Source organism: Mycobacterium sp. MOTT36Y, assembly GCF_000262165.1.
Lineage (GTDB): Bacteria > Actinomycetota > Actinomycetes > Mycobacteriales > Mycobacteriaceae > Mycobacterium > Mycobacterium intracellulare.
In genome coordinates this window covers 3,950,194-3,976,425 of record NC_017904.1, presented here as the reverse complement: position 1 = coordinate 3,976,425, position 26,232 = coordinate 3,950,194, and the positions used below count along the sequence as shown (strand labels likewise).

The following is a 26,232-nucleotide window of genomic DNA, read 5'->3' as shown; positions in this document are numbered from 1 at the left end:
TTCGGTGCGGGCCGGCGTGCGGCGGCCGGCGGCTGACGACAACACGTTCGCCCGGGCGGCTGGACGGATCCTTGGCGAATCCTTGGGGCCGGGAGCGCGGCGATGAGCGCCACGGCCGACGGCGCCGCCCTGCGGGCGTGGGCCTATCTGTCCCGGGTGGCCGAACCGCCCTGTTCCGGGCTGGCCGCCCTGGTGCGATGTGTGGGCCCGGTCGAGGCGGCCGAGCGGGTCCGGCGGGGATCGGTTGACGACGACCTGGCCCGCCACACCCGGGCCAGGCGCGACATCGACACCTCAGCGGCCGATCTCGAGATGATCGCTCGCCGGGGCGGGCGGTTGATCACCCCCGACGACGACGAGTGGCCGCTGCTGCCGTTCGCCGGGTTCCACGGTGCCGAGCCGCGACGGCGCGGCGGTCCGCCGATGGTTCCGCCCATGGTGTTGTGGGCGCAGGGGCCGGCCCGACTCGATGACGTCGCGCAGCGGGCGGCCGCCGTGGTCGGGACGCGCGCGTCGACGTCGTACGGCGAGCGGGTGGCCGGCGAACTGGCGGCCGACCTGGCGCAGCGTGACGTCGCGGTCGTCTCCGGCGGCGCCTACGGCATCGACAGCGCCGCTCACCGGGCCGTGCTGGAGTGCGACGGGATCACCGTGGCGGTCCTCGCCGGCGGGCTCGACGTCCCCTACCCGAGCGGGCACACCGCGCTGCTGCACCGCATCGGCCAGCACGGGCTGGTGTTCACCGAATACGCGCCCGGCGTCCGCCCCGCGCGCCACCGGTTCCTGACCCGCAATCGGCTGGTGGCCGCGGCCGCCGGGGCCGCGGTGGTGGTGGAAGCCGGTCTGCGCAGCGGGGCGGCCAACACCGCGGCCTGGGCGCGGGCGTTGGGGCGAGTGGTGGCCGCGGTGCCCGGACCCGTGACATCGTCGGCGTCGGCGGGCTGCCATGCGCTGCTGCGCGACGGTGCCGAGCTGGTTACCCGGGCCGACCACATCGTCGAACTCATCGGCCACATCGGCGAACTGGCCTCCGACGAGCCCCGCCCGGTCACGCCTCTCGACGGCCTCAGCGACACCGAGCACCGGGTATACGAGGCGTTACCGGGCCGCGGCGGCGCCACCGTCGACGAGATCGCGGCCGCGTCCGGGCTGATGCCCGAGCAGGTGCTGGGACCGCTGGCGATGCTGGAGCTGGCCGGGTTGCTGCGGCGCCAGGACGGGCGCTGGCGAATCGTGCGCGCACACGGCGCCGCGGCGACGGTGCTGCCTTCCTGAACGGGATCGGCCGGAGAGCCGCTCGTGCGCCGGGGAAGCACAACCGCGCAGCTCGTTGCGCGCTGACGGGATCCAGATATTGCGAGGCGCTGAACGAATCACATCGCAGGACAAACCACTTGTCATGCGCGCATGGTCGGGCTAATTGCCAGTCAGTCTGTGGGAATACTGAGGCTCGTGTGGTCGGCCGGGGCCGGAAGCCGACAGGAGAACGTTGGTCGACCGGTCACGCCGCCTGTCCAACCAGCCGGTAAGGGAGGCGGCGCTGAACGGTCTCATCGACGCTGACGGTGAAGACATACGAGCCCAGCTTCTCCAACCGAAGTACCGGAATGTTGACTGCGAAGGCAACTGACTGGGTTTCGTCGACCTCGTGACGGTTCGACTTGCCGATGTTGAATTTAAATTGGGTGCGGAACGGTTCGTATTCGTCCACACCGCTTTGAACCTCAACTGCACGCCCGTCCGAGTCCAGTAGTTCAATGTCGACCGTGTGCTCTCGGTCGCTCGCCGTCCGCGGTACTTCGACGACAATTCCGAGGCCCACCGAGACCGTAAAGGGCACCGGGTGCCCGGCCGGAATGTGGACCTGGTCTATGCCTCCCGCCGAGATGTACAACAAGTTGTTTTGCGCCTCAGCGTGGTTACACAAGATTGCTGTCAACTCCATGTCGAGAACAGTACGCAGAAAGCCTTACCGCAGTGAGTAATTGGCAATATCGATCGCCAAGCCGCCCTGTGACCGAATGACGGGTACTCAACGGATTTCGCTGACCGATGCTTTTCTGCTGTTCAGAGGCCAGACGTCGATTCGCGGTCAAGGTTGGCGGCAGCTGTGGTGACCGGGGCAAGCGACGCCGCACCGGCGCGTCAGGTCCACCTATCCGCAGCGCGGCGAAAGGCGTTTGAATTCATCGAGTTCCGTCGACGGTCCGAATGCCCATCCGCTAGTGCGACGAGGCCGGCTCGGCGCTCAGCTCGACCTCATTGCCGATCGGGACAAAAGCCGAGTTCAGGCCCGGTTCCCGGCGGCCGTCGCGCGTTGGCAGTTCACCGCAAGTCCGCCCCGGCCATTCTGCGCTACCGTTCGATTCCCAGGCCGGTGGAAACTTCGGTTGATGCGGCCAACCAAATTTTCTAACGTATACCCGAATCAGTCTTACATGCGCATAATAGAAGCCATCAAGGTCAATACTCCACGGGGGCAGTAAGAGTCATCTGACTTTGGGTGTCGTCACTCAAACGACGCGGTGAGAAGGCTATGGATTTTGCTGAGCTGCCCCCAGAGATCAATTCCACGCGCATGTATAGCGGCCCCGGGGCGGGGCCGATTCTGGCGGCCGCGGCGGCTTGGGACGCGCTGGCCGCGACACTGGCGTCCACCGCCAGTGGCTACGTCTCGGTGGTGTCGGAGCTGGCAGGCCAGGTGTGGTTGGGGCCGGCGTCGCTGGCGATGGTGGCTGCAGCGGCCCCCTATGCGGAGTGGCTGGCGACCACGGGCACTCAGGCCGCGCAAACCGCCGCCCAGGCGTATGCCGCGGCGGCGGCCTACGAGGCGGCGTTCATCGCGACAGTGCCCCCGCCGGCGGTCGCCGAGAATCGCGCGCAGTTGGCGGCGTTGGTCGCGACCAATTTCCTGGGGCAGAACACGCCGGCGATCATGGCTACCGAAGCCCTGTACACGGAGATGTGGGCCCAGGACGCCGCCGTCATGTACGGGTACGAGGCTGCGTCGGTGGCCGCGAGCGCCCTTACCCCATTCGGGGAGCCGCCGCGGACCACGAACCCTGCCGGGCAGGGAGCTCGCGCCGGCGCGATGGTCCGGGCCGTCGGCGACTCCACCAGCGCCCGAATCCAATCCCTCACGCAGCTGAGCTCGCCCACCGCCTCGCAGCAGGCTGGTTCGACTGCGGTGTCCCAGCAGTCTGCCTCGACTGCGGTGTCCCAGCAGTCTGGTTCGACTGCGGTGTCCCAGCAGGCCAGCTCGTTCGCGGCGTCTCAACAGCTCAGCGCGTCTGCGTTGTCTCAGCAGTCCGCGTCGAACGCTGTCTCCTCGCAGCCGGGCGCGACAACGGTGTCTCAGCAGGCGGTGTCGCCGACCTTGTCCCAGCAGCTTGGCTCGACCGCTGTGTCGCCCCAGTCAGCGCCGAGCGCCGTCTCCCCGCAGCCGACCACGACCACGGCCTATCAGGTGGCCTCACCCGCGGCGTCGAACCAGCCGGCCGCCACCGCGGTGTCACAGCAGTCGGCCTCGACGGCGGCCACTCAGCAGGTCAGCTCGAGCGCGGCCACGCAGCAGCTCAGCTCGACGGCGGCCACTCAGCAGGTCAGCTCGTCAGCGGGCACCCAGCAGCTCAGCTCGAGTGCGGTGACGCAGCAGCTCAGCTCGTCGGCGACCACCCAGCAGCTCAGCTCGAGTGCGGTGACGCAGCAGCTCAGCTCGTCCGCGGCCACCCAGCAGCTCAGCTCGAGTGCGGTGACGCAGCAGGCGGCGTCGACCACTGTCTCCCAAGGGCTCACCGAAACTCACGTCATCATCAACGGTGTCGACCCGATCTCCCTCTCCGGCGACGTCACCGGCACCACTCACCTCACCGCCGGAAATGACTACGTCATCCTGGCCGGCAACACCGTCACCATCGACCCCGGTGCCAGCCTCATCGCCGACTCCGGCAGCACCCTCACTGTGGACGGCACCCTCACCATCGACGGTGGAACGCTCGGTTCCGGTGGCAGCCTGGTCGACGGCGGCGTCATCACCGTCGCGAATGGCGGCGCCGTTACCGTCAACGGCGGCGCGCTTGTCGCCGACGGCGGCACCCTCACCGTCAGCAACACCCTGACCGTCGCGAGCGGCGGCACGGTCACTGTCAACGGCGGATCGGTTGTGGGCGCCGGAGGCAGCGTGACCGTGAGCTCCGGCGGTGTCCTCACCGACAGTGGCACCATCACCGTCAGCAGCGGAGGGCTTCTCGGCTCCGGCGGCACCCTGACCAACGGCGGGACATTGACCATTGGTTCCGGCGGCGTGCTCGTCGACGGCAGCACCGTGACGGTCAGTTCGGGCGGCACGCTGGCCGACGGTGGCAGCCTGACCATCAGCTCCGGCAGCAGCCTCGTCGTCCACTCGGGCGGCGCCGTGACCGACAGCGGCGCCTTGACCGTCAGTTCGGGTGGCACGCTGACCGACGGCGGCACCGTCACCGTCACCGGCGGCGGCGTGCTCACCGACGGCGGCACCCTCACGAACACGGGCGGGACCGTCATCGTCAGCACCGGCGGCACCGACAGCGGCACGTTGAGCGTGGGCTCCGGCGTGACCTTCACCGACAGCGGCACCGTGACCGTGGGCTCGGGTGGCACCCTGACCGACGGGGGCACCGTGACCATCACCAGCGGTGGCACGTTGACAGACGGCGGTACGGTCACCATCGCGAGCGGTGGCACTTTGACGGATTCTGGTGCATTGACCGTGAATTCGGGCGGTGTGTTCACCGATAGCGGCTCGTTCACCGTAGGTACAGGTGTCACGGTCGTCGATAACGGCACGCTCAACCTCAACAGCGCTGTCAGCCTCACCGGCAGCACAATCAATGTGGGCCCCACGGGCGCGCTCAATGTCAACAGCGGCGGCACGCTCACCACCGGTCTGGGTGGCACGTTGACCGACGGCGGTGCTGTCACCATCAATTCGGGCGGCACCCTGACGGACGGCGGCACCGTGACCGTCACTGGCGGTGGCACATTGACAGACGGCGGCACCCTGACCAACACCGGCGGGACCGTCGTTGTCAGCACCGGCGGCACCGATAGCGGGACTCTGACCGTGGGCTCCGGCGTGACCTTCACCGACAGCGGCACCGTGACCGTCAACACCGGTGGCAACCTGACCGTCAACGGCGCGCTCACTGTCGGCCCGACCGGCACGTTGACCGACGGCGGTGCCGTCATGGTCAATTCGGGTGGCACTCTTACTGATGGCGGTGCAGTGACTGTCAACGTCGGTGGGACTCTGTCGGATAGTGGGACGGTCACTGTGGGTCCGACTGGCTCGTTGACCGATGGTGGTGCGGTCACGGTGAATGCGGGTGGTGTGCTGACGGATAGTGGTGCGCTGTCGGTTGATTCGGGTGGTGTGTTGACCGATAGCGGTACGTTCACCATGGATTCCGGTGTCACGGTGATTGATAACGGCGCGTTCAACGTGAACAGTGGTGTGAGTCTGAATGGCAGCACGATCAACGTGGGCTCCAGTGGTGCGCTCAACGTCAATAGCGGGGGCTCGCTGACCGTCGGTTCCACTGGCACGTTGACCGACAGCGGTGCGGTTACGGTCAATTCGGGTGGGGTGTTGACCGATAGTGGGACTGTCACCGTTAACGGGGGTGCGGTGCTGGGCTCGGGTGGCACCCTGACTGACGCCGGCACTCTGACCGTCACCGACGGCGGCGCCCTCAACGTGAATGCCGGAGCGGTTCTGGGCTCGGGTGGCACCGTGACCGACAGCGGCACTCTCACTGTCGCGAATGGCGGCGCGCTGTCCGTCAACGGCGGATCGATTGTCGGGTCCGGGGGAACCGTGACCGTCGGCTCGGGTGGCACGCTGACCGACGGTGGAACCATCACCGTCAGCAGCGGAGGGCTTCTCGGCTCGGGTGGCACCTTGACTGATGGCGGCGCTGTGACGATCAGCGCGGGTGGCACCCTGACCGATGGCGGCACCGTAACGATCAGCACTGGTGGCACCCTGACCGATGGCGGCGCTGTGACGATCAGCTCGGGTGGTGTGTTGACCGATGGTGGTGCCCTGACGGTCAATTCGGGTGGTGTGTTGACCGATAGTGGTGCCCTGACGGTCAATTCGGGTGGTGTGTTGACCGATAGCGGCTCCTTTGCCGTGGGTTCTGGTGTCACGGTCGCGGACAACGGCACGCTCAATGTCAACAGCGGCGTGACTCTGACCGGCAGCACGATCAACGTGGGCTCCACTGGTGCCCTCAACGTCAACAGCGGGGGCTCGCTGACCGTCGGCTCCGCCGGTACGCTGACCGACAGCGGTGTCGTCACCGTGAATTCGGGTGGTGTGTTGACCGATAGTGGTGTGCTGACGGTCAATTCGGATGGCGTGTTGACGAACAGTGGCTCCTTCACTGTGGGTTCCGGTGTCACATTGGCCGATAACGGCACGCTCAACATCAACAGTGACGCCAGCATTGCCGGCACGATCAACGTGGGCTCCGCAAGCGCCCTGAACGTCAACAGCGGCACACTCACCGTCGACGCCACTGGCACGTTGAGTGACGGCGGTGTCGTGATGGTCAATTCGGCTGGGACGCTGGTTGATAGCGGGACTGTCATGGTCAATGGGGGTGCGGTGGCGGGTTCTGGTGGCATCCTCACCGATGGCGGGGCCATAACGGTGTCGAGTGGCGGCGATCTGGCGGTGAACGGCGGAGCGGTACTGGGCTCTGGTGGTACTGCGTCGGTGGGTTCTGGCGGCAGTCTCACTGTTGCGGATGGTGGTGCTCTTTCCGTCAACGGCGGAACAGTTTTGGGGTCCGGTGGGACGTTGACCGTGGGTTCGGGTGGGACGTTGACTGATGGCGGCACCCTTACGGTCGGCGGTGGAGGGCTGTTGGGTTCGGGTGGTTCGTTGACCGATAGCGGCACTGTGACGGTCAGCGCTGGTGGCAGCCTGGCCGATGGCGGCACGGTGACGGTTACGGGTGGTGGGGTGTTGACCGATAGCGGCACGCTGACCAATACGGGTGGGGCCCTGGTTGTCAGTAGTGGTGGTAGTGATAGCGGCACTTTGATGGTGAGTCCTGGTGTCACGTTCACTGATAGCGGCACGGTGAGTGTCAACGCGGGGGGGACGTTGACGGATGGTGGGACCGTCATTGTCTCGAGTGGTGGGACGTTGACCGATGGTGGTGTGGTCACGGTCGATTCGGGTGGTGTGTTGACGGATAGCGGTGCGCTGACGGTGAATTCGGGGGGGACGCTCACCGACAGCGGGACGTTGAGCGTGAGTCCTGGTGTCACGTTCACTGATAGCGGCACGGTGAGTGTCAACGCCGGGGGGACGTTGACGGATGGTGGGACCGTGACGGTCGCCAGTGGTGGCACGTTAACTGATGGTGGGACGGTGACGGTCTCTAGTGGTGGTTCGTTGACGGACAGCGGCACGGTGACTGTCGCCAGTGGTGGTTCGTTGACCGATAGTGGTGCGTTGAGCATTGATTCGGGTGGTGTGCTGGCCGATGGTGGTTCGTTCACTGTGGATTCGGGTGTGACGTTGGTCGATAACGGTGCACTGAATGTCAGTGGTGGTGCCAGTGTTGCGGGCACGATTGATGTGGGTTCCACGGGTGTGGTGAATGTGGATAGCGGCACGTTGACGATCGGTGCGACGGGGACGTTGTCTGATGGTGGTGTCGTGACGATCGATTCGGCGGGGACGCTGACCGATGGCGGGACCGTCATGGTTAATGGGGGTGCGGTGTTGGGTTCGGGTGGCACCTTGGCTGATGGCGGTACCCTGACCGTCGCGAATGGGGGCACCCTGTCGGTGGATGGCGGTGCGGTTCTTGGCTCTGGGGGACTTGTTACCGACAGCGGGACCTTGACGGTCGCGAACGGGGGCACGTTGTCGGTCAATGGGGGGTCGGTGATCGGCTCCGGTGGCACTTTGACGGTCGGTTCGGGTGGGGTGCTCACCGATGAAGGCACCGTAACTATAAGTAGCGGTGGGCTGTTGGGGTCGGGTGGCACCTTGACCGATGGTGGCACTGTGACGGTCAGTGCTGGTGGCAGCCTGGCCGATGGCGGCACGGTGACCGTCACGGGTGGCGGGGTATTGACCGATAGCGGTGTGGTCACGGTCGAGTCGGGTGGCGGCCTGGTTGATAGCGGCGGTGTCACTGTCAGCTCGGGTGGCACCCTGACCGATGCTGGCACGTTGACCATCAATGCCGGTGGCACGCTGACCGATTCTGGGACCGTCACCGTCTCTAGTGGTGGGATGTTGACCGATGGTGGTGCGGTCACGGTGAATGCGGGTGGTGTGCTGACCGATAGTGGTGCGCTGTCGGTTGATTCGGGTGGTGTGTTGACCGATAGCGGTACGTTCACCATGGATTCCGGTGTCACGGTGATTGATAACGGCGCGTTCAACGTGAACAGTGGTGTGAGTCTGAATGGCAGCACGATCAACGTGGGCTCCAGTGGTGCGCTCAACGTCAATAGCGGGGGCTCGCTGACCGTCGGTTCCACTGGCACGTTGACCGACAGCGGTGCGGTTACGGTCAATTCGGGTGGGGTGTTGACCGATAGTGGGACTGTCACCGTTAACGGGGGTGCGGTGCTGGGCTCGGGTGGCACCCTGACTGACGCCGGCACTCTGACCGTCACCGACGGCGGCGCCCTCAACGTGAATGCCGGAGCGGTTCTGGGCTCGGGTGGCACCGTGACCGACAGCGGCACTCTGACGATCAGCTCCGGTGGTGTGCTTGCCGATGGCGGCACTGTGACTGTGGGTTCGGGGGGCACGCTGACCGACGGCGGCACTGTGACCGTGAGTTCGGGCGCCACCCTGACTGTCGACACCGGCGGCGCCCTGACGGACAGCGGTGCTTTGACTGTTAGCTCCGGTGGCACCCTGACGGACGGTGGAACCGTCACCGTGACTGGGGGCGGGGTGCTTACCGATGGGGGCACCGTGACCAATATGGGCGGGTCCATCGTTGTCAGTACTGGTGGTGCTGATAGTGGCACCTTGATGGTTAGTTCTGGTGGCACGCTTACTGATAGCGGCTCGGTGACTGTGGGTTCGGGTGGCACGTTGTCGGATAGTGGGACCGTGACGGTCGCTAGTGGTGGCTCGTTGACCGATGGTGGGACGGTGACCGTCTCTAGTGGTGGCACGTTGACCGATAGTGGTGCCCTGACGGTCAATTCGGGTGGTGTGTTGACCGATGGTGGGACTCTCACCATCGATTCCGGTGTCACCCTGGTAGACGATGGCACGCTCAACATCGATAGCGGCGTCAGCCTTTCTGGCACGATTGATGTGGGTTCCACGGGTGCGCTCAACGTGGACAGTGGTGGGGCTTTGACCGTCAATGTTGGTGGCACCGTTTCGGATGGTGGGACGGTGACGGTCTCTAGTGGTGGTTCGTTGACGGACAGCGGCACCGTGACTGTCGCCAGTGGTGGTTCGTTGACCGATAGTGGTGCGTTGACCATTGATTCGGGTGGTGTGTTGACGAATGGTGGTTCGCTCACTGTGGATTCGGGTGTGACGTTGGTCGATAACGGTGCACTGAATGTCAGTGGTGGTGCCGGTGTTGCGGGCACGATTGATGTGGGTTCCACGGGTGTGGTGAATGTGGATAGCGGCACGTTGACGATCGGTGCGACGGGGACGTTGTCTGATGGTGGTGTCGTGACGATCGATTCGGCGGGGACGCTGACCGATGGCGGGACCGTCATGGTTAATGGGGGTGCGGTGTTGGGTTCGGGCGGCACCCTGACTGATGGCGGTACCCTGACCGTCGCGAATGGGGGCACCCTGTCGGTGGATGGCGGTGCGGTTCTTGGCTCCGGGGGACTTGTTACCGACAGCGGGACCTTGACGGTCGCGAACGGGGGCACGTTGTCGGTCAATGGGGGGTCGGTGATCGGCTCCGGTGGCACTTTGACGGTCGGTTCGGGTGGGGTGCTCACCGATGAAGGCACCGTAACTATAAGTAGCGGTGGGCTGTTGGGGTCGGGTGGCACCTTGACCGATGGTGGCACTGTGACGGTCAGTGCTGGTGGCAGCCTGGCCGATGGCGGCACGGTGACCGTCACGGGTGGCGGGGTATTGACCGATAGCGGCACGCTGACTAACACGGGTGGGGCGTTGGTCGTCAGTACTGGCGGTACCGATAGCGGCACCTTGACCGTGAGTCCTGGTGTCACCTTCACTGATAGCGGCACGCTGACCGTCAACGCCGGGGGCACTCTGACGGACAGCGGGACCGTCATTGTCTCCAGTGGTGCGACGTTGACTGATAGCGGCTCGGTGACCGTGGGTTCGGGTGGCACGTTGACGGATAGTGGGACCGTGACGGTCGCTAGTGGTGGCTCGTTGACCGATGGTGGGACGGTGACGGTCTCTAGTGGTGGCACGTTGTCGGATAGTGGTGCACTGACGGTCAATTCGGGTGGTGTGTTGACCGATAGTGGGACTCTCACCATCGATTCCGGTGTCACCCTGGTAGACGATGGCACGCTCAACATCGATAGCGGCGTCAGCCTTTCTGGCACGATTGATGTGGGTTCCACGGGTGCGCTCAACGTGGACAGTGGTGGGGCTTTGACCGTCAATGTTGGTGGCACGTTGACTGATGGTGGGACGGTGACGGTCTCTAGTGGTGGTTCGTTGACGGACAGCGGCACCGTGACTGTCGCCAGTGGTGGTTCGTTGACCGATGGTGGTGCGTTGACCATTGATTCGGGTGGTGTGTTGACGAATAGTGGTTCGCTCACTGTGGATTCGGGTGTGACGTTGGTCGATGGCGGCACGCTCAATATCGATAGTGGCACCAGTGTTGCGGGCACGATTGATGTGGGTTCCACGGGTGTGGTGAATGTGGATAGCGGCACGTTGACCATCGGTGCGACGGGGACGTTGTCTGATGGTGGTGTCGTGACGATCGATTCGGCGGGGACGCTGACCGATGGTGGGACGGTCGTGGTTAATGGGGGTGCGGTGTTGGGTTCGGGCGGCACCCTGACTGATGGCGGTACCCTGACCGTCGCGAACGGGGGCACCCTGTCGGTGGATGGCGGTGCGGTTCTTGGCTCTGGGGGACTTGTTACTGACAGCGGGACCTTGACGGTCGCGAACGGGGGCACCTTGTCGGTCAATGGGGGGTCGGTGGTCGGCTCTGGTGGCACTTTGACGGTCGGTTCGGGTGGGGTGCTCACCGATGAAGGCACCGTAACCGTAAGTAGCGGTGGGGTTCTTGGGTCAGGTGGCACCCTGACCGACAGCGGCACTGTGACGGTCAGCTCGAGTGGCCTGTTGACCGATAGCGGGACGGTGACGGTCTCCGGTGGTGGCACGTTGACCGATGGCGGCACGGTGACGGTGAGCTCGGGTGGGGTGTTGACCGATGGCGGTACCGTCACCGTTGGTTCGACTGGTGTCTTGACGGACGGCGGGACGGTGACCGTCACTGGCTCGTTGACCGATGGCGGCACGGTGACGGTGAGCTCGGGTGGGGTGTTGACCGATGGCGGCAGCGTCACTGTCAGCTCGGGTGGCAGCCTGACCGATGCTGGTACGTTGACCATCAATGCTGGTGGCACGCTGACCGATTCTGGGACGGTCACCGTCTCTAGTGGTGGGACGTTGACCGACGGTGGGGTGGTGACGGTCGGCGGAAACTTGACTGACAATGGTGTTGTTGAGGTGACCAACGCCGGTGTGCTGTCCGTAGATACCGGTGGGATGTTGACCGATAGCGGTGCGCTGACGGTGGATTCGGGTGCGACGCTGACCGACGGTGGTGTCGTGACCATCCATTCCACGGGTGTGTTGTCCGATGGTGGCACGGTGACGGTGTCTAGTGGTGGGGTGTTGACCGATGGTGGGACTGTCACGGTCAATGGTGGGTCGGTTTTGGTTCCTGCGGGCAGTCTTGTTGATGACGGCAGTGTGACGGTGGCCGATGGTGGTGTCTTGTCGGTTGATGGTGGGTCGGTGCTGGGTTCGGGTGGGGTCTTGACTGACGGCGGTGCCTTGACGGTTGCGGATGGTGGTGCTCTGTCGGTCAATGGTGGCTCGGTGGTTGGTTCTGGGGGTTCGTTGACGGTCGGTTCCGCGGGCACGTTGACCGATGGCGGCAGCGTCACCGTCGGTGGTGGAGGGCTGTTGGGTTCGGGTGGGACGTTGACCGATGGTGGCACTGTGACGGTCAGCGCCGGCGGCGTCCTGACGGACGGCGGCACATTGACCATCAATGCCGGTGCCACGCTGACGGATTCCGGGACCGTGACCGTCATCGGTGGCGGTACGTTGACCGACGGCGGTACGTTCACAGTCAGCGTGGGTGGCACGCTCACCGACAGCGGCACATTCACGGTCAGCGTGGGTGGCGCGCTGACCGACGGTGGCACGGTCACGGTCGGCGGCACCCTGGCCGACAGCGGTATCGTCACCGTCGGGTCCGGCAGCACCTTCACTGTCGATCCCGGCGGCATCGTCCCCATCCTCAACGGCGGAAGCATCATTATCGGCCCCGGCGAGGTCATCACCATTGGCCCCGGTGGCAGTTACACCTCTACCGGCGTGATCGGTCCCGTCACCATCGCCCCCGGTACGCCGGTGCCGCCGGTCCCGTCCCATGTGGTGTTCGGAATTCCTCCGGGCGGGCTTGCCTCCCCCGGCCTGGCCGGCCTGGCGGGGCTTTCCGGAATCCAACCCCCACAAGACAATTCAATGTTATGCGCGCCTGGATCGGACGGTGGATCCTGCTGCCGGTATATAGACGCAAACGGAGGTCAATGCTGCTGGGACCTCCTCGCGTGCGAGGTTGATTGATGGGTTCGGTTGGGCCAGGAGAAATCATGGAAAGCGTTCAACGAGAAGGCGATTCGAAATCCACGACGCCGGAGGCGCCGCGGTCGCGATCCAGCGAGGCCTCCGGGCGCCGGGGCAAGGCAATTGCGCGCGGGCCGTTATCGGTGCCGCCGAGTTGGTCCGCGGATGCCCCGCGGATCCAGACGGCCTCGCCTCTGTCGGCTGTCGCCAGTCGTAACGCCACCCCTCGGCCCACCGTAGAAAACCCAATGGTGAGCACCTACTCCAAAGGGCTGATGGCAATGCTTACCTGGCCGGGTGCGATCTCTGCAGCGACCCGTTCACCGGATCACCGCAAGAGCACCGCAGACAACGCCGGGGTTCGCCGCGCCGAGACTCGGGCCCGAGATGACGCCACCGCGCATGACGGCAAAGCCGCTGATCCCGCGTCCGCAGTCGCCCAGACGCCAACCAACACCGCGGTGCGGACCGCGGACCACGTAATCGTCATCCGCATCCTGCAAGGCCAAACCGTCACCCTCCCGGTTGGCAGCACCATCGCTCTCGGCGAACGCACCACCATGCTCGTTGAGCGCGGCTCCATCAGCGTGGAAGGCGCTGGGGCCTGCGTCGCGAACGTCCCCGTTACCGTCAACGACGGCAGCACTGTCACCACCCTTGGTCGGTGTCGCGCGGCCGGCGCCGTCATCCCCTCCAACACGCGGCTACTCGCTGGCAGTTACGGCGCCTTCACCCTCACCCAGTACCGCCGTGCACGGGTCGAAATCGAACTGATCAACGGCTCCGCCACTACCGGTACCGGCCCACACGTCGGCCAGGTCACCATCCCCGCCCTGCGCACCGCCACCGCCACCGTCGGCGCGGGGGGCGTCACCATCACCAACACCGGAGGCACGATCACCGTCACCACCCGTCGGTACCCGCGACTCGGGTATTGCAACGGCGCCCGTTCGCCGGGTCGGGTGCGCTCATAACGCGCGGCGTGGTGTTCGACGTCTCGATGGGTTCACAACTCGGCGGCTCGCAGTCACGTCGATAGGCGCTGGCGCCGTCGCGTCGCCGCAGGCCAAGCTGCGGCCCAAGCTCTCAGGACTCGCGACTCGTATAGTCGACGGGGGTCAGGGGCTGGACAGGAGGACACGTGGCAGGTCGACCGCTGCAATGCTTCGAAGTTGTCGGTACCGAGCAGCTCACCCCGCACATGGTGCGGGTGGTGCTGCGGGGCAAGAATTTTGACGCCTTCGTGCCCAGCAAGTTCACCGACTCCTACGTCAAGCTGGCGTTCGTCGCCGACGACGTGGACGTCGCCGGTCTTCCCGAGCCGCTGACCCTCGACAGCTTCGCCGGTCTGCCCCCGGAGAAGAGGCCCACGGTGCGCACCCTCACCGTCCGGCACGTCGACGTCGAGGCCCGCCAGATCGCGCTGGACATCGTCGTGCACGGCGAGCACGGGACGGCCGGCCAGTGGGCGGCCACCGCCCAGCCCGGCCAGCCGATCTACCTGATGGGCCCGGGCGGCGCCTACACGCCGGACCCCGCCGCCGACTGGCACCTGCTGGCCGGCGACGAATCGGCGCTGCCGGCCATCGCCGCGGCCCTGGAGGCGTTGCCGCCCAGCGCGGTCGGGAAGGCGTTCATCGAGGTGGCGGGGCCGGAGGACGAGATCCCGCTGACCGCACCGGATGGCGTCGAGGTGCACTGGGTGTATCGCGGCGGACGCGCCGACCTGGTGCCCGAGGACCGCGCCGGCGATCACGCCCCGCTGATCGAGGCCGTCACCAGCGCCCCGTGGCTGCCGGGGCAGGTGCACGTGTTCATCCACGGCGAGGCGCAGGCGGTCATGCACAACCTGCGGCCCTACATCCGCAAGGAGCGGGGCGTGGACGCGAAATGGGCGTCGTCCATCTCGGGTTACTGGCGCCGCGGCCGCACCGAGGAGACGTTCCGCCAGTGGAAGAAAGAACTCGCCCAGTCAGAATCCGAGGCGGAGGCGGCGAACTCGTCCGCCTGACGGCTCGACTGGCATTCTCTTTTCCATGGCATTCGCGGACTACCAGAACGAGATCTACTTCAAGGGCCTGGGCGGAATCGCGCCCGCGCTGCCGATGGCCTTCGCGGAGTTGGAGGCCCGCGCCGAGCGGGCGATGTCGCCGTCGGTGTGGTCGTACGTCGCCGGCGGCGCCGGTGACGAACGCACGCAGCGGGCCAACCGGGAGGCGTTCGATCGCTGGGGCCTGATCCCGCGCATGTTCGTCGGCGCCGCCGACCGCGACCTGTCGGTCCAGATGTTCGGCCTGACCTTGCCGTCGCCGGTGTTCATGGCGCCGATCGGCGTCATCGGCATCTGCGCCCAAGACGGCCACGGCGACCTGGCCACCGCGCGCGCGGCCGCGAAAACCGGTGTGCCGATGGTGGTTTCGACGCTGACCGCCGACCCGATGGAAGATGTCGCCGCCCAGTTCGGCGATACCCCCGGCTTCTTCCAGTTGTACACGCCGAAGGATCGTGACCTGGCCGCCAGCCTCGTGCGGCGGGCCGAAGCCGCCGGCTTCCAGGGCATCATCGTCACCCTCGACACCTGGATTCCCGGGTGGCGCCCGCGCGACCTGTCCACGGCCAACTTCCCGCAGTTGCGGGGGCTCTGCCTGAGCAACTACACCAGCGATCCGATCTTCCGCGCCGGCCTGCAGCGCCCGCCCGAGGAGGACCCGCAAGGCACCGTGCTGCAGTGGATCACGACCTTCGGAAACCCGTTGACCTGGGACGACCTCGAATGGCTGCGGTCGCTGACCGAGCTGCCGCTGATCATCAAGGGCATCTGCCATCCCGACGACGCCCGGCGGGCCAAGGACGGCGGCGTCGACGGCATCTACTGCTCCACCCACGGTGGGCGCCAGGCCAACGGCGGCCTGCCCGCGCTGGACTGCCTGCCGGGCGTGGTCGAGGCGGCCGACGGGCTGCCCGTGCTGTTCGATTCGGGCGTGCGCAGCGGGGCCGACGTCGTCAAGGCGCTCGCGCTGGGCGCGACGGCCGTGGGTATCGGCCGGCCCTACGCCTACGGCCTGGCGCTCGGCGGCGACGACGGCATCGTGCACGTGCTGCGCTCGATCCTCGCCGAGGCGGACCTCATCATGGCCGTCGACGGCTATCCCACGCTCAAAGATCTCACCCCGGACACGCTGCGGCGCGTCGGCTAGAGCGCCCCGGCCGGCCCTGCGACCGTGGGGGAGTGCAGGCGATCCTCGAGGAGTTCGACGAATACCTGGATTTGCAGTGCCTGCGTTCGGCGCACACCCGCCGCGCCTACCTGGGCGACCTGCGCTCGCTGCTCGCTTTCGCGGCGGAGCGCGGCGTCGGCCTGGACGGGTTGAGCCTGCCGCTGCTGCGCTCGTGGTTGTCCGCCGCGGCCGCGGCCGGCGTCGCCCGCACGACACTGGCCCGGCGCACCTCGGCGGTCAAGGCGTTCACCGCCTGGGCCGTCCGGCGTGGCCTGCTGGACACGGATCCGGCCGCGCGGCTTCAGGTTCCCAAGGCGCACCGCACCCTGCCCGCGGTGCTGCGCCAGGACCAGGCCCTCGACGCCCTGGCCGCCGCCAAATCCGGTGCGCAGCAAGGTGAGCCGATGGCCCTGCGGGACCGGCTCATCGTCGAGATGCTGTATGCCACCGGGATCCGCGTCAGCGAGCTGTGCGGCCTGGACATCGACGACGTGGACACCCGGCATCGGCTGGTCCGCGTCCTGGGTAAGGGCAACAAGCAGCGCAGCGTGCCGTTCGGGGCGCCGGCCGCCGAGGCGCTCGACGCGTGGCTGGCCGACGGGCGTCCCGCCCTGGTGAACGCCGCGTCGGGCCCGGCGCTGCTGCTGGGCGCGCGGGGACGCCGGATCGACGTCCGCCAGGCCCGCACGGTGGTGCACCAGACCGTCGCCGCGGTGGACGGCGCGCCGGACATGGGTCCGCACGGCCTGCGGCACAGTGCGGCCACACACCTCCTCGAAGGGGGCGCCGACCTGCGCGTCGTCCAGGAGCTGCTCGGCCATTCCAGCCTGGCGACCACGCAGCTCTACACCCACGTCGCGGTGTCCCGGCTGCGCGCCGTGCACGACCAAGCCCACCCCCGCGCCTGAGCGCCGCCGCGGCCCGGGCGACGGGCCGGCGTCGTCGCACGTCGCGTCGCACCAGTCCCATCGGCCACACCAGGCGCTGGCGGAGGGCGCACTGCGAGTGCCCACCTCCGAGCGACAACACGTTTTCGCAGGTCATGGGCCCGCCCGAGATTGTCGCTCGGAGGTGGGCGCAGCGCCTGTCCACCCGCGCAGCGACGCGTGTGGCGCCTGTTACCCATGTTGCGCGGCGTCGCCCGGCGGCCGCAGCGGCTTGAGCCGGATCGGCGTCGACCTCAGCAGGCCCAGCGGATCGACATAGTGGGCCCCCGACGCCGGACCCCACATCGCGCCCCAGTGCAAACACGCCGCGACCCGGCACCCCGGGTGGCCGGCCATCAACGTCCCGATCACGGTCCCGGCCGCCACCGACTGCCCGGCCCGCACGGCCGCCCGCACCGGCTCGTAGCTGGTGCGCAAGCCCCCGGGATGCGCCAGCGACACCACCGGCCGCCCCACCAGCAGCCCGGCGAAGACCACGGTGGCCGCGCCCGCCGCGTACACCGGCTGACCGGCGGCGCCGGCCAGGTCCACACCGCGGTGGCCGGGATGCCAATCCTGCACGGGGGCATCGAACGCCCGGGTGACGGCCGGCGGCGGGCGCAACGGCCAGTCCAGGCGATCGTCGTCGGCCGCCGCCGGCGCCGCGCTGACCAGGGCCGCACCCAACGTCAGCGCCATCCACCGCATCCAGGCAGTTCAGCGCGGCCCGCCCGGCGACGCCACCCGGCCGCACCGGCACTGTGGACGGCGACGCCGCCTGGGGAAGCGTGGCAAAAGCACCCGCCGAACCGGTGTAAACTGCTGGTCGCAGCTCGTCCGCGGGCTGACTTCGCGCGTCCGCATCGCGTCTCCGGTTCCACGAGGAGAACGCAATCGCGTGCCGGGCGGTCCCGACCGGGTTTTCCGGACGGGTCCGGCATCGCAGCAGGCGCCAGGGCCCGGCTTCACCCGATGCCAGGCGACAACCGACACAAGTAAGGCACAACCATGGCCGTCGTAACCATGAAGCAGCTGCTCGACAGCGGCACCCACTTCGGGCACCAGACCCGCCGGTGGAATCCCAAGATGAAGCGGTTCATCTTCACCGACCGCAACGGCATCTACATCATCGACCTGCAGCAGACGCTGACCTTCATCGACCAGGCGTACGAGTTCGTCAAGGAGACCGTCGCCCACGGCGGCACCGTCCTGTTCGTCGGCACCAAGAAGCAGGCGCAGGAATCCGTCGCCGCCGAGGCGACCCGCGTCGGCATGCCCTACGTCAACCAGCGCTGGCTGGGCGGCATGCTGACCAACTTCTCCACCGTGCACAAGCGGCTGCAGCGCCTCAAGGAGCTCGAGGCGATGGAGCAGACCGGTGGCTTCGAGGGCCGCACCAAGAAGGAAATCTTGATGCTGACCCGCGAGAAGAACAAGCTGGACCGCAGCCTCGGCGGTATCCGCGACATGGCCAAGGTGCCGTCGGCCATCTGGGTCGTCGACACCAACAAGGAGCACATCGCCGTCGGCGAGGCCCGCAAGCTCGGCATCCCGGTCATCGCGATCCTGGACACCAACTGCGACCCCGACGAGGTCGACTACCCGATCCCGGGCAACGACGACGCGATCCGGTCGGCCGCGTTGCTGACCAAGGTCATCGCCTCCGCCGTCGCCGAGGGCCTGCAGGCCCGCGCCGGGGTCGGCCGCGGCGACGGCAAGCCCGAGGCCGAGGCCGCCGAGCCGCTGCCCGAATGGGAGCAGGAGCTGCTCGCCTCCGCCGCTGCCAGCGCCCCCACCGACGCCGCTGCGGGCACCCCCGAACCAACCACCACTGAATCCTCCTAGGAAGGCTGAACATTGGCGAACTTCACCGCTGCCGACGTCAAGCGGCTTCGGGAACTCACCGGTGCCGGCATGCTCGACTGCAAGAACGCGCTGGCCGAAAGCGACGGCGACTTCGACAAGGCCGTCGAGGCGCTCCGGATCAAGGGCGCCAAGGACGTCGGCAAGCGCGCCGAGCGGGCGACGGCCGAGGGTCTGGTCGCCACCCAGGGCGGCGCGCTCATCGAGTTGAACAGCGAGACCGACTTCGTGGCCAAGAACGCGGAGTTCCAGGCGCTGGCCGACCAGATCGTGGCCGCGGCCGTGTCGTCGAAGGCCGCCGACGTCGACGCGCTCAAGGCTTCTTCTATTGACCAAACCTCGGGTACCAAGACCGTCGAGCAGGCGATCGCCGAGCTGTCGGCCAAGATCGGCGAGAAGTTGGAGCTGCGCCGGGTCGCGAACTTCGACGGCACCGTCGAGGCGTACCTGCACCGGCGGGCGGCGGACCTGCCCCCGGCGGTGGGCGTGCTGGTCGAGTACCAGGGCTCCGACAAGGAGGCCGCGCACGCGGTCGCCCTGCAGATCGCCGCGCTCAAGGCCCGCTACCTGTCCCGCGACGACGTGCCCGAGGACGTGGTGGCCAGCGAGCGCCGCATCGCCGAGGAAACCGCCAAGGCGGAGGGCAAGCCGGAGCAGGCCCTGCCCAAGATCGTCGAGGGCCGGTTGAACGGCTTCTTCAAGGACGCCGTGCTGCTCGAGCAGCCGTCGGTGTCCGACAGCAAGAAGACGGTCAAGGCCCTGCTCGACGACGCCGGTGTGACGGTGACGCGGTTCGTGCGCTTCGAGGTGGGTCAGGCGTAGCCGGCGCGCGTGAGCGGCTAGCGTCACTGCTATGCGGCACGTGCACGCGTTCGGCGACGACGCCCTCGGCGATCTCGACGCGGTCGGGCTCGCCGAGGCCATCCGCTCCGGACGCGTCGGCAGGGCCGAGGCGGTCGAGGCGGCGATCGCCCGCACCGAAGCCGTCGACCCGGCCCTGAACGGGTTGGCGTACGCGGGTTTTCGGCAAGCGCGTGCGGCCGCCGAGCAGGCGGCCGACGGCTATTTTTCCGGCGTCCCGACGTTCATCAAGGACAACGTCGACGTCGCGGGCCAGCCGTCGATGCACGGCACCGACGCGTGGACACGCCGCGACGCCGTCGCCGACAGCGTGTTCACGAAGCTGTACCTGGCCACCGGGATGACCTCGCTGGGCAAGACGCAGCTTTCGGAATTCGGTTTCAGCGCGTCGGCCGAACACCCGCGGCTGGGCCCGGTCCGCAACCCGTGGGACACCGAATACAGCGCCGGCGCATCGTCGTCGGGATCGGGGGCGTTCGTCGCCGCCGGTGTGGTGCCGATCGCGCACGCCAACGACGGCGGCGGCTCGATCCGCATCCCGGCGTCCTGCAACGGGCTCGTCGGCCTCAAGCCGTCGCGCGGGCGGTTGCCCCTGGACGCGGTGCTGCGCCGGATGCCGGTCGGCGTCGTCGTCAACGGCGTGGTGACCCGTTCGGTGCGCGACACCGCGGCGTTCTACCGGGAGGCCGAGCGGATCTGGCGTAACCCCAAGCTGGCCCCGGTCGGGGACGTCACCGGGCCCGGCCGGCAGCGGCTGCGGATCGCGGTGTTGACCCGCTCGATCCAGCGCGAGTGCAGCCCCGCGGTGCGGGAGCTGACGCTGAAATCCGCGGGTTTGCTCGAAGAGCTGGGCCACCGCGTCGAACACGTCGACGAACCGCCGGTGGCGGCCAGTTTCGTCGACGACTTCGTGCTGTATTGGGGATTTTTGGCGCTGGCCCAGGTGCGCGGCGGACGGCACATGTTCGGCGAGACGTTCGACCGCGCCAAGCTGGACTGCCTGACGCTGGGCCTCATGCGACACACCGGCCGCCACCTGCACCGGCTCCCGGCGGCGATCATGCGCCTGCGCGGGGCGCGGCGGCGCACCGCGCGGTTCTACGGCACCTACGACGCGGTGCTGACGCCGACCCTGGCCGACGAGACGCCCCGCATCGGGTTCCTGGCGCCGACCGACTATCAGCAGGTCATCAACCGGCTGATCGAGTGGGTGTCGTTCACCCCGCTGCACAATGTGACCGGCGAACCGGCGATCTCGCTGCCGTTGGCCCAATCCGCCCACGGCATGCCGGTGGGCATGATGCTGTCGACCGGTATGGGGCAGGAGTCGCTGCTGCTCGAACTCGCCTACGAACTCGAAGAGGCCCGGCCGTGGGCGCGGATCCAGGCCGGGTGATCAGGCCTGCTCGTCGGACCCGAGTTTTTCGAGCATCCTTTTGAATTCGCGCTGCTGCGTCTCGGTGAGCTTGCTCAGGATCCGGGCGTCGGCGCCGCGCACCGCCGCTTCGGCGCGCTTGAGCAGGGCGCGGCCCGCGCCGGTCAGGTTGGCCGGCAGCGCCCGCCCCGACGACACCGACGAAGGCCGCTCCACCGCACCGACGTCCTCCAGCTTGCGCAGCACCGTGTTCATCGCCTGCGGGGTGACGCCCGCGTGGCGGGACAGCTCGGCGCTCGACATCCCCGGGTGCATCGAAAGGATGCGCAGGCAAACGAATTCGGGCAGGGCCAGGTCCAACGGACTCAGCACCGCGGCAACCTCCGGCCGCAACACCGTCCCCACCCGGTACAGCAGATAGCCAAGCGGGGCGTCGTCCTGGTTCATGTCAACCATGTTGACATATGTTCGCCTGGCCGCGGCGCACATTTGCCGGACCGCGATTGCCCGGCCCGCAACGGGGTAACCGACCGGCGGTAACAGGTTTCCCGCACCGCTTTTGGCGCACGAGGAGGTTCGATGCCGAAGACGACGAAAGGCGGAGCGCCCAAGAAGAGCGAACTGCCCAGCACTTTGCGGCGTTCCGACGCCAAAGCGCAACGCACGTTCGCGAAATCCCACGACGCGGCCGCCGAGGAGTACGGCAGCGAGGAACGGGCCCACCGGGTGGCTTACGCCGCCGTCAAGCACAGTTTCGAAAAGGTCGGCGACCACTGGGAACCCAAGGAGAAGAAGGGGCCGTCCGACGAGCGCGCCGAGCGTGGCGGGCTGCGACCGTCCGGCGAGTCGGCCGAGGGCGTCGACGCCAACGCCAGCAAAAAGCATCTGCTCGACGTGGCGCGCCGGCTCGAAGTTCCGGGCCGATCGACGATGAACAAAGCGGAGTTGGTCGACGCGATCAAGAAGCACAATCGCCGCGTCCGCGGACGCTGAGCGGGAATCGCCAACTCCCCGCGGTCCTTTGCGTTCGCGTGCGCACCGCGGCGATGCGGCGCCGTTTGCCGCCCGAGTCCGCGGGTACGTGACTGCCCGTGGTCGCGAAGCGTTCGCGCACAGACGACACCAGGGAGCAGTGACATGAGCGAGCCGGATTCCGTCATCCACAATCTGCGCGACACGCTCAACAACGAGCCCGGTCTCGCGGATCGGCTCGAGCGGTCTTTGCATCAGGCGCGGGCGGGCCGAATCCGAGCTGAACCCGGAGCTGTACGAGGCGCTCGAGTGGCCGCGCGACATCGGCGAGTACGAGGCCTACCTGAAGCGCTTCCTCCGATGGGTGCCCCACGAGTCGGACGCGGACGCCTGGAAGAACGAAAAGCGGCAGGCTCAAGAGGTCAGCGATCGCATGGCGCACTTCTACTTCCTGGTCGACCAGGGCGACGAGCCGGCCCAGGGCTCCGGTGTCTTTCGGGAATGGCTGACGGACTTCGCCCGGCAGTGGGGGAATTTCCTGGACACGCCGGAGTCGTTCAGCCCCGAAGCCCTGCAGTCGTTCATCGACAACGCGCCGGAGTACCGCATCCATGAGTCGCTGGTCGACGGTGCCCCGAACGCGCCCAGCGGATGGCTGACCGCCAACCAGTTCATCGCGCGGGAAATCAACGGGGGGCTGCGCCCGATCGCCGAGCCGACCACCAACCTGGTGGTGACCTCACCGGCCGACTGCAAATACCAGCACGCCTACGACATCGCTGCCGACTCGAGCATCCCCGCCACCACCGTCAAGAACGAAAAGTACGGCAACATCAAGCAACTCATCGAAGGAAGCCAATACAGCGAGAGCTTCGCCCGCGGCACCTTCGTGCATTACATGCTGCCCGTGCATGCCTACCACCGCTATCACCTGCCCGTCGCGGGACTGGTCGAGGAGTCCTTCCGGATCAACGGGAAAGTCTTCATGCGGGTGGGCCTGGAAGAACACGAGTTCGCCTCCAGCGACAGCGCCAGCAGCGGGTACGAGTTCTCCCAGACCCGCGGCGTGGTCACCGTCGACACCTCGCAATCGGATTGCGGCGACATCGGCATCGTGGCGGTCATCCCGGTGGGCATGGCCCACGTGTCGTCGGTCGTCCTCACCGCGGTGCCCGGCAAACACATGGCCAAGGGGGAGGAGTTCGGGTACTTCCAGTTCGGCGGCTCGGACATCATCATCCTCTTCCAGGAGGGGGTCGATCCCCAGCTGGACAGCAGTGAGGAGTTCCGGCTGGTCGGTTCGCCGGTGGCGCGCTGCGCCGCGCCGCGAAACCCGCAGTGAGGGTGATTATTACGCCGCCCAAGGGGTAAAAGCCCTGCCTGCGGGGGGCAAGGCGGCTTCTCCGACGGTGCGGATTGAGCCGTTCGAGGTCGCCTCGGTCGATCGTTTGTGGGGCTATCAGTCGGGGTAGTCAGCCGCAATGGCCGGTCTCCTGGGGCGACTGTGGCTCACGGCGTGGCACAAGGTGCTGTCCTCGCCCCTTCTCACGCTCAACGGCTACGTCGCCTTCGACTTGCCGCGCACCGTAACCGCGTTGGGCACATCGCTGCTCATGGGCCTGGTGGCGGTGCACGCCTACCTGGCGGCCACCCGGCCCGGCCTGCCGCTGTATTTCTGGGTGTATCTGGCCGCGCTGATCGCCGCCTGCCTGGCCGTCGCCGCCGCGATGGCCTTTGCCGCCAAACCCCTTGTGCCGCAAGCGGGCTGGTACGCCGGCAGCCTGGTGTGCGCGGCCTTCCTGGTGATCTATCTGGTCAGCCGCTTTGTCAGCCTGCCGGGTCTGGTGGCGGTGACCGGGCGGTGGGACCTGGCCCCGGGAACGTTTGCCATGGCGTTGGCCGGTGCCTTCATCGCCGTGCACACCACCGTCCTGTCCGGCATCAACGTGGCGTATCCGCAACGACAGAACTGGCGCGACTGAACGGTGACGACATGACAGTGCTCGACTATCCGGCGTGGCTGCGCATCGACCACTGGCTCAATGTCCTTTTTCTGACGCTGGTGATCCGCAGCGGCATCGAGATCCTGTCCACGCACCCGAAGCTGTACTGGCACGACGACAGCAGGCCCGGCAGCGAGTGGGCGCGCTTCACGGTCAAGGAAATGCCGGTCAACAAGCTCTACGACACCCTCGACGAGGAGGAGGACTACAGCTCGCTGTTCTCGTTGCCCGGCCACAAGAAACTCGGCATGGGCCGCCACTGGCACTTCTTCTCGGTGATCGGCTGGATCCTCGTCGGCCTCTCGTATTACATCCTGCTGTTCGCGACCGGGCAGTGGCACCGGTACTGGCCGGCGTCGTGGTCGATCTTCGGTGAGGCGTGGAACGACATCGTCACCTACATGAGCTTCAACCTGCCGCCGCTGCTGCCGGGCGAGCCACTGGACGCCATCCAGAAGCTGACCTACGCCGGGGTCATCTTCGTGCTGGCGCCGTTCCAGATCCTGACGGGTGCCGCGCAGTCACCGGCCATCGAGGCCGCGTTCCCCTGGTATGTGCGCATGTGGGGCGGCCGGCAATGGGCGCGCAGCCTGCACTTCCTCGGCCTGATCGCGTTTGTGGTGTTCATCGTCATCCACCTGTCGATGATCTTCTTCTGGAGTTGGGGCCAGCTCACCGCGTCGATGATCTTCGGTTCCGTGCGCAACATCGGTTGGGCCACCGCCCTGTCGCTGGTGATCGTCGCCGCCATCGTCGCCGTCCACGTCGCGGCGACGGTGTGGAGCCTGCGCCGGCCCGTTCAGGTGCGCCGCGTGCTCGGCGCCGTGGTCACCCGCGCCCGCAAAATCCTGTTGCGGCCGCTGAATTCGAGGCAGAACTACCCCGAGCGGATGACGTCCAAGGAGCACCGGGTCAACGGCAAGCCGCCGACCAGCGCCGAGTACAAGGTGATGGCCGTGCACAACTTCGTCGATTGGCGCGTGCGGGTGGGCGGGCTGGTGGAAAACCCGGTGACGCTGGACCTCGACGCGCTGCGCGGCCTGGCCGAACAGCAATCGCAACGCGTGATGCACAACTGCGTGCAGGGGTGGACCAGCATCGGCCAGTGGAGCGGAATTCCGCTGGCCCAACTCGCCGATCATGTGCGTCCGCTCCCGCAGGCGAAGTACATCTGCTTTTTGACCATGCAGGACACCGGCCGCGACGAGCCCAGCGCGGAGGGGGAGGGCCAGTTCTACGAGGTGATCGATCTCGAACTCGCCTACAAGCCACAGACTTTGCTGGCCTACGAGATGAACGGGAAGCCGCTGCCCATCAAGCACGGGGCGCCGCTGCGGCTGCGGGTGGAGACCCAGGTCGGTTTCAAGATGGCGAAGTGGATCAACCAGATCGAGTTCATCGACGACTACTCCGGCATCGGCCACGGCCTTGGGGGCTGGCGCGAGGACAACGTCCACTACGACAAGGACGTGGAGATCTGACATGCCCGACCCTTCGGCAACGCGTCCCGAGCTGATCGACCTGCAAAGCGTTGAGCGCGAACGAGTTTCAGAGCTGGTGGCCGTCAAGGGCGGGCACTGTGCCGGCTGCGGCGGCAAGGATTTCGCCGTCGGGCACGCGCTGTATCTCGGATTCTTGTTCCTCGACGAGGACGACGACGCCTTCATGGTGGCGTTGACGTGCCGCAACGACGGCTGTCCGGCCCCGCGCACCGGAATCGTGTTGGCCGCCAACGAGTTTTTGTCCGACTATCGGGAGATCTCCGACGTCGAGGACATCGCGAGCCGCGCCAGGGCGAGACAGGCTAGCGCAACGTGGGGTGGCTCGGGGTATCGGTGAATCGCGGCCGGGCGAGATCGAACCTCTCGATCAACTCCGACACGGAACGCAGGTCGTCACACAGGGATTGGAACCGTCGTTCGGAGGGCTCGTCGAGCACGCCCAGGCAACTGTAGTGCACCAGCCGCCGGAACCTCCCGGCGAGCGCTGCCCCCCAACGGATTCCGAAGTCGTAGGCCTGCCCTTCGGGAACGTCGTCGCGTCGCGCGAGCTCTTTGAGCGCCGCGATCTGCTCATCGAGCAGCTCGAAGTCGTCATCGATGCCGATCGGCTCGGGCCGCCGCGCTGTCGTGCTCACCTGACCTCC

The 26,232-nt window shown here is 67.1% G+C and carries 17 protein-coding genes and 1 pseudogene; 14 read left to right on the top strand and 4 right to left on the bottom strand.

Going from position 1 to position 26,232, the window contains the following annotated elements:
- Window positions 1-102 precede the first annotated feature (102 nt).
- Complete coding sequence (gene dprA, locus W7S_RS17865; RefSeq protein WP_008258871.1) at window positions 103-1,275, top strand: DNA-processing protein DprA; 1,173 nt, start codon at window positions 103-105, stop codon at window positions 1,273-1,275.
- A 226-nt stretch (window positions 1,276-1,501) separates the two neighbouring features.
- Here the strand turns inward: dprA and W7S_RS17860 are convergent, their stop codons facing one another.
- On the bottom strand, window positions 1,502-1,945 hold the full coding sequence (locus tag W7S_RS17860; RefSeq protein WP_008258870.1) for a hypothetical protein: 444 nt from the start codon (window positions 1,943-1,945) through the stop codon (window positions 1,502-1,504).
- Between the two features lie 591 nt (window positions 1,946-2,536).
- On the opposite strand from W7S_RS17860, the gene W7S_RS27725 reads away from it, so the two are divergent.
- The 5 genes from W7S_RS27725 to W7S_RS17835 all read left to right on the top strand — a co-directional run bounded on the left by W7S_RS27725 (window position 2,537) and on the right by W7S_RS17835 (window position 16,994).
- Window positions 2,537-12,868 carry a PPE domain-containing protein gene (locus W7S_RS27725; protein WP_014712075.1) on the top strand — a complete coding sequence of 3,444 codons (10,332 nt, stop codon included), beginning with the start codon at window positions 2,537-2,539 and terminating at the stop codon, window positions 12,866-12,868.
- A 248-nt stretch (window positions 12,869-13,116) separates the two neighbouring features.
- Window positions 13,117-13,842: a hypothetical protein gene (locus W7S_RS17850; RefSeq protein ID WP_008258819.1), complete on the top strand. Its 726-nt coding sequence runs from the start codon at window positions 13,117-13,119 to the stop codon at window positions 13,840-13,842.
- 167 nt (window positions 13,843-14,009) lie between these two features.
- Window positions 14,010-14,879, top strand: coding sequence for a siderophore-interacting protein (locus W7S_RS17845; RefSeq protein ID WP_008258817.1), 870 nt, complete (start codon window positions 14,010-14,012; stop codon window positions 14,877-14,879).
- 25 nt (window positions 14,880-14,904) lie between these two features.
- Complete coding sequence (locus W7S_RS17840; RefSeq protein WP_014712074.1) at window positions 14,905-16,065, top strand: lactate 2-monooxygenase; 1,161 nt, start codon at window positions 14,905-14,907, stop codon at window positions 16,063-16,065.
- Between the two features lie 32 nt (window positions 16,066-16,097).
- Window positions 16,098-16,994 carry a tyrosine recombinase XerC gene (locus tag W7S_RS17835; protein WP_008258813.1) on the top strand — a complete coding sequence of 299 codons (897 nt, stop codon included), beginning with the start codon at window positions 16,098-16,100 and terminating at the stop codon, window positions 16,992-16,994.
- Window positions 16,995-17,225: 231 nt separating this feature from the next.
- On the opposite strand, the pseudogene W7S_RS17830 reads toward W7S_RS17835, so the two are convergent.
- Window positions 17,226-17,687: pseudogene (locus W7S_RS17830) on the bottom strand (M23 family metallopeptidase); the annotation flags it as partial.
- A 333-nt stretch (window positions 17,688-18,020) separates the two neighbouring features.
- Here W7S_RS17830 and rpsB point away from each other — a divergent pair.
- From rpsB to W7S_RS17815, 3 genes are read left to right on the top strand one after another with little or no spacing between them, the layout of a single operon-like run.
- Window positions 18,021-18,857: a 30S ribosomal protein S2 gene (gene rpsB / locus W7S_RS17825; RefSeq protein WP_008258810.1), complete on the top strand. Its 837-nt coding sequence runs from the start codon at window positions 18,021-18,023 to the stop codon at window positions 18,855-18,857.
- Window positions 18,858-18,869: 12 nt separating this feature from the next.
- Window positions 18,870-19,697, top strand: a complete 828-nt coding sequence (gene tsf / locus W7S_RS17820; RefSeq protein WP_008258809.1) for a translation elongation factor Ts — start codon at window positions 18,870-18,872, stop codon at window positions 19,695-19,697.
- 31 nt (window positions 19,698-19,728) lie between these two features.
- Window positions 19,729-21,132 (top strand): amidase, encoded by a 1,404-nt coding sequence (locus W7S_RS17815; RefSeq protein ID WP_008258808.1) that lies wholly within the window; start codon window positions 19,729-19,731, stop codon window positions 21,130-21,132.
- On the opposite strand, the gene W7S_RS17810 is transcribed toward W7S_RS17815, so the two are convergent.
- Complete coding sequence (locus W7S_RS17810; RefSeq protein ID WP_008258807.1) at window positions 21,133-21,558, bottom strand: MarR family winged helix-turn-helix transcriptional regulator; 426 nt, start codon at window positions 21,556-21,558, stop codon at window positions 21,133-21,135.
- Window positions 21,559-21,690: 132 nt separating this feature from the next.
- Here W7S_RS17810 and W7S_RS17805 point away from each other — a divergent pair, with 132 nt between their 5' ends.
- From W7S_RS17805 to W7S_RS17785, 5 genes are all read left to right on the top strand, one after another.
- Entirely contained in the window at window positions 21,691-22,104 is a 414-nt protein-coding gene (locus W7S_RS17805) for a ChaB family protein (protein WP_008258806.1), read from the top strand.
- A 343-nt stretch (window positions 22,105-22,447) separates the two neighbouring features.
- Window positions 22,448-23,425 (top strand): phosphatidylserine decarboxylase, encoded by a 978-nt coding sequence (locus tag W7S_RS17800; protein ID WP_008258805.1) that lies wholly within the window; start codon window positions 22,448-22,450, stop codon window positions 23,423-23,425.
- A 139-nt stretch (window positions 23,426-23,564) separates the two neighbouring features.
- Window positions 23,565-24,065 carry a hypothetical protein gene (locus W7S_RS17795; RefSeq protein WP_014712072.1) on the top strand — a complete coding sequence of 167 codons (501 nt, stop codon included), beginning with the start codon at window positions 23,565-23,567 and terminating at the stop codon, window positions 24,063-24,065.
- 11 nt (window positions 24,066-24,076) lie between these two features.
- The gene (locus W7S_RS17790; protein ID WP_014712071.1) at window positions 24,077-25,567 is read left to right on the top strand and encodes a molybdopterin-dependent oxidoreductase; all 1,491 of its coding nucleotides are present in this window, start codon (window positions 24,077-24,079) and stop codon (window positions 25,565-25,567) included.
- A gap of 1 nt (window position 25,568) precedes the next feature.
- The gene (locus W7S_RS17785; RefSeq protein ID WP_008258801.1) at window positions 25,569-25,925 is read left to right on the top strand and encodes a hypothetical protein; all 357 of its coding nucleotides are present in this window, start codon (window positions 25,569-25,571) and stop codon (window positions 25,923-25,925) included.
- On the opposite strand, the gene W7S_RS17780 is transcribed toward W7S_RS17785, so the two are convergent.
- Entirely contained in the window at window positions 25,891-26,223 is a 333-nt protein-coding gene (locus W7S_RS17780) for a hypothetical protein (protein ID WP_008258800.1), read from the bottom strand. The two genes, W7S_RS17785 and W7S_RS17780, sit on opposite strands and share 35 nt — an antisense overlap.
- Window positions 26,224-26,232: the final 9 nt, after the last annotated feature.

Excerpts from the sequence above, each read along its gene's own strand:
- dprA (WP_008258871.1), top strand. The coding sequence starts at position 103 with ATGAGCGCCACGGCCGACGGCGCCGCCCTGCGGGCGTGGGCCTATCTG.
- W7S_RS27725 (WP_014712075.1), top strand. The coding sequence starts at position 2,537 with ATGGATTTTGCTGAGCTGCCCCCAGAGATCAATTCCACGCGCATGTAT.
- W7S_RS17815 (WP_008258808.1), top strand. The coding sequence starts at position 19,729 with ATGCGGCACGTGCACGCGTTCGGCGACGACGCCCTCGGCGATCTCGAC.
- W7S_RS17805 (WP_008258806.1), top strand. The coding sequence starts at position 21,691 with ATGCCGAAGACGACGAAAGGCGGAGCGCCCAAGAAGAGCGAACTGCCC.
- W7S_RS17810 (WP_008258807.1), bottom strand. The coding sequence starts at position 21,558 with ATGAACCAGGACGACGCCCCGCTTGGCTATCTGCTGTACCGGGTGGGG.
- W7S_RS17850 (WP_008258819.1), top strand. The coding sequence starts at position 13,117 with ATGGTGAGCACCTACTCCAAAGGGCTGATGGCAATGCTTACCTGGCCG.
- W7S_RS17840 (WP_014712074.1), top strand. The coding sequence starts at position 14,905 with ATGGCATTCGCGGACTACCAGAACGAGATCTACTTCAAGGGCCTGGGC.
- W7S_RS17785 (WP_008258801.1), top strand. The coding sequence starts at position 25,569 with ATGCCCGACCCTTCGGCAACGCGTCCCGAGCTGATCGACCTGCAAAGC.
- W7S_RS17795 (WP_014712072.1), top strand. The coding sequence starts at position 23,565 with ATGGCCGGTCTCCTGGGGCGACTGTGGCTCACGGCGTGGCACAAGGTG.
- W7S_RS17860 (WP_008258870.1), bottom strand. The coding sequence starts at position 1,945 with ATGGAGTTGACAGCAATCTTGTGTAACCACGCTGAGGCGCAAAACAAC.
- W7S_RS17790 (WP_014712071.1), top strand. The coding sequence starts at position 24,077 with ATGACAGTGCTCGACTATCCGGCGTGGCTGCGCATCGACCACTGGCTC.
- rpsB (WP_008258810.1), top strand. The coding sequence starts at position 18,021 with ATGGCCGTCGTAACCATGAAGCAGCTGCTCGACAGCGGCACCCACTTC.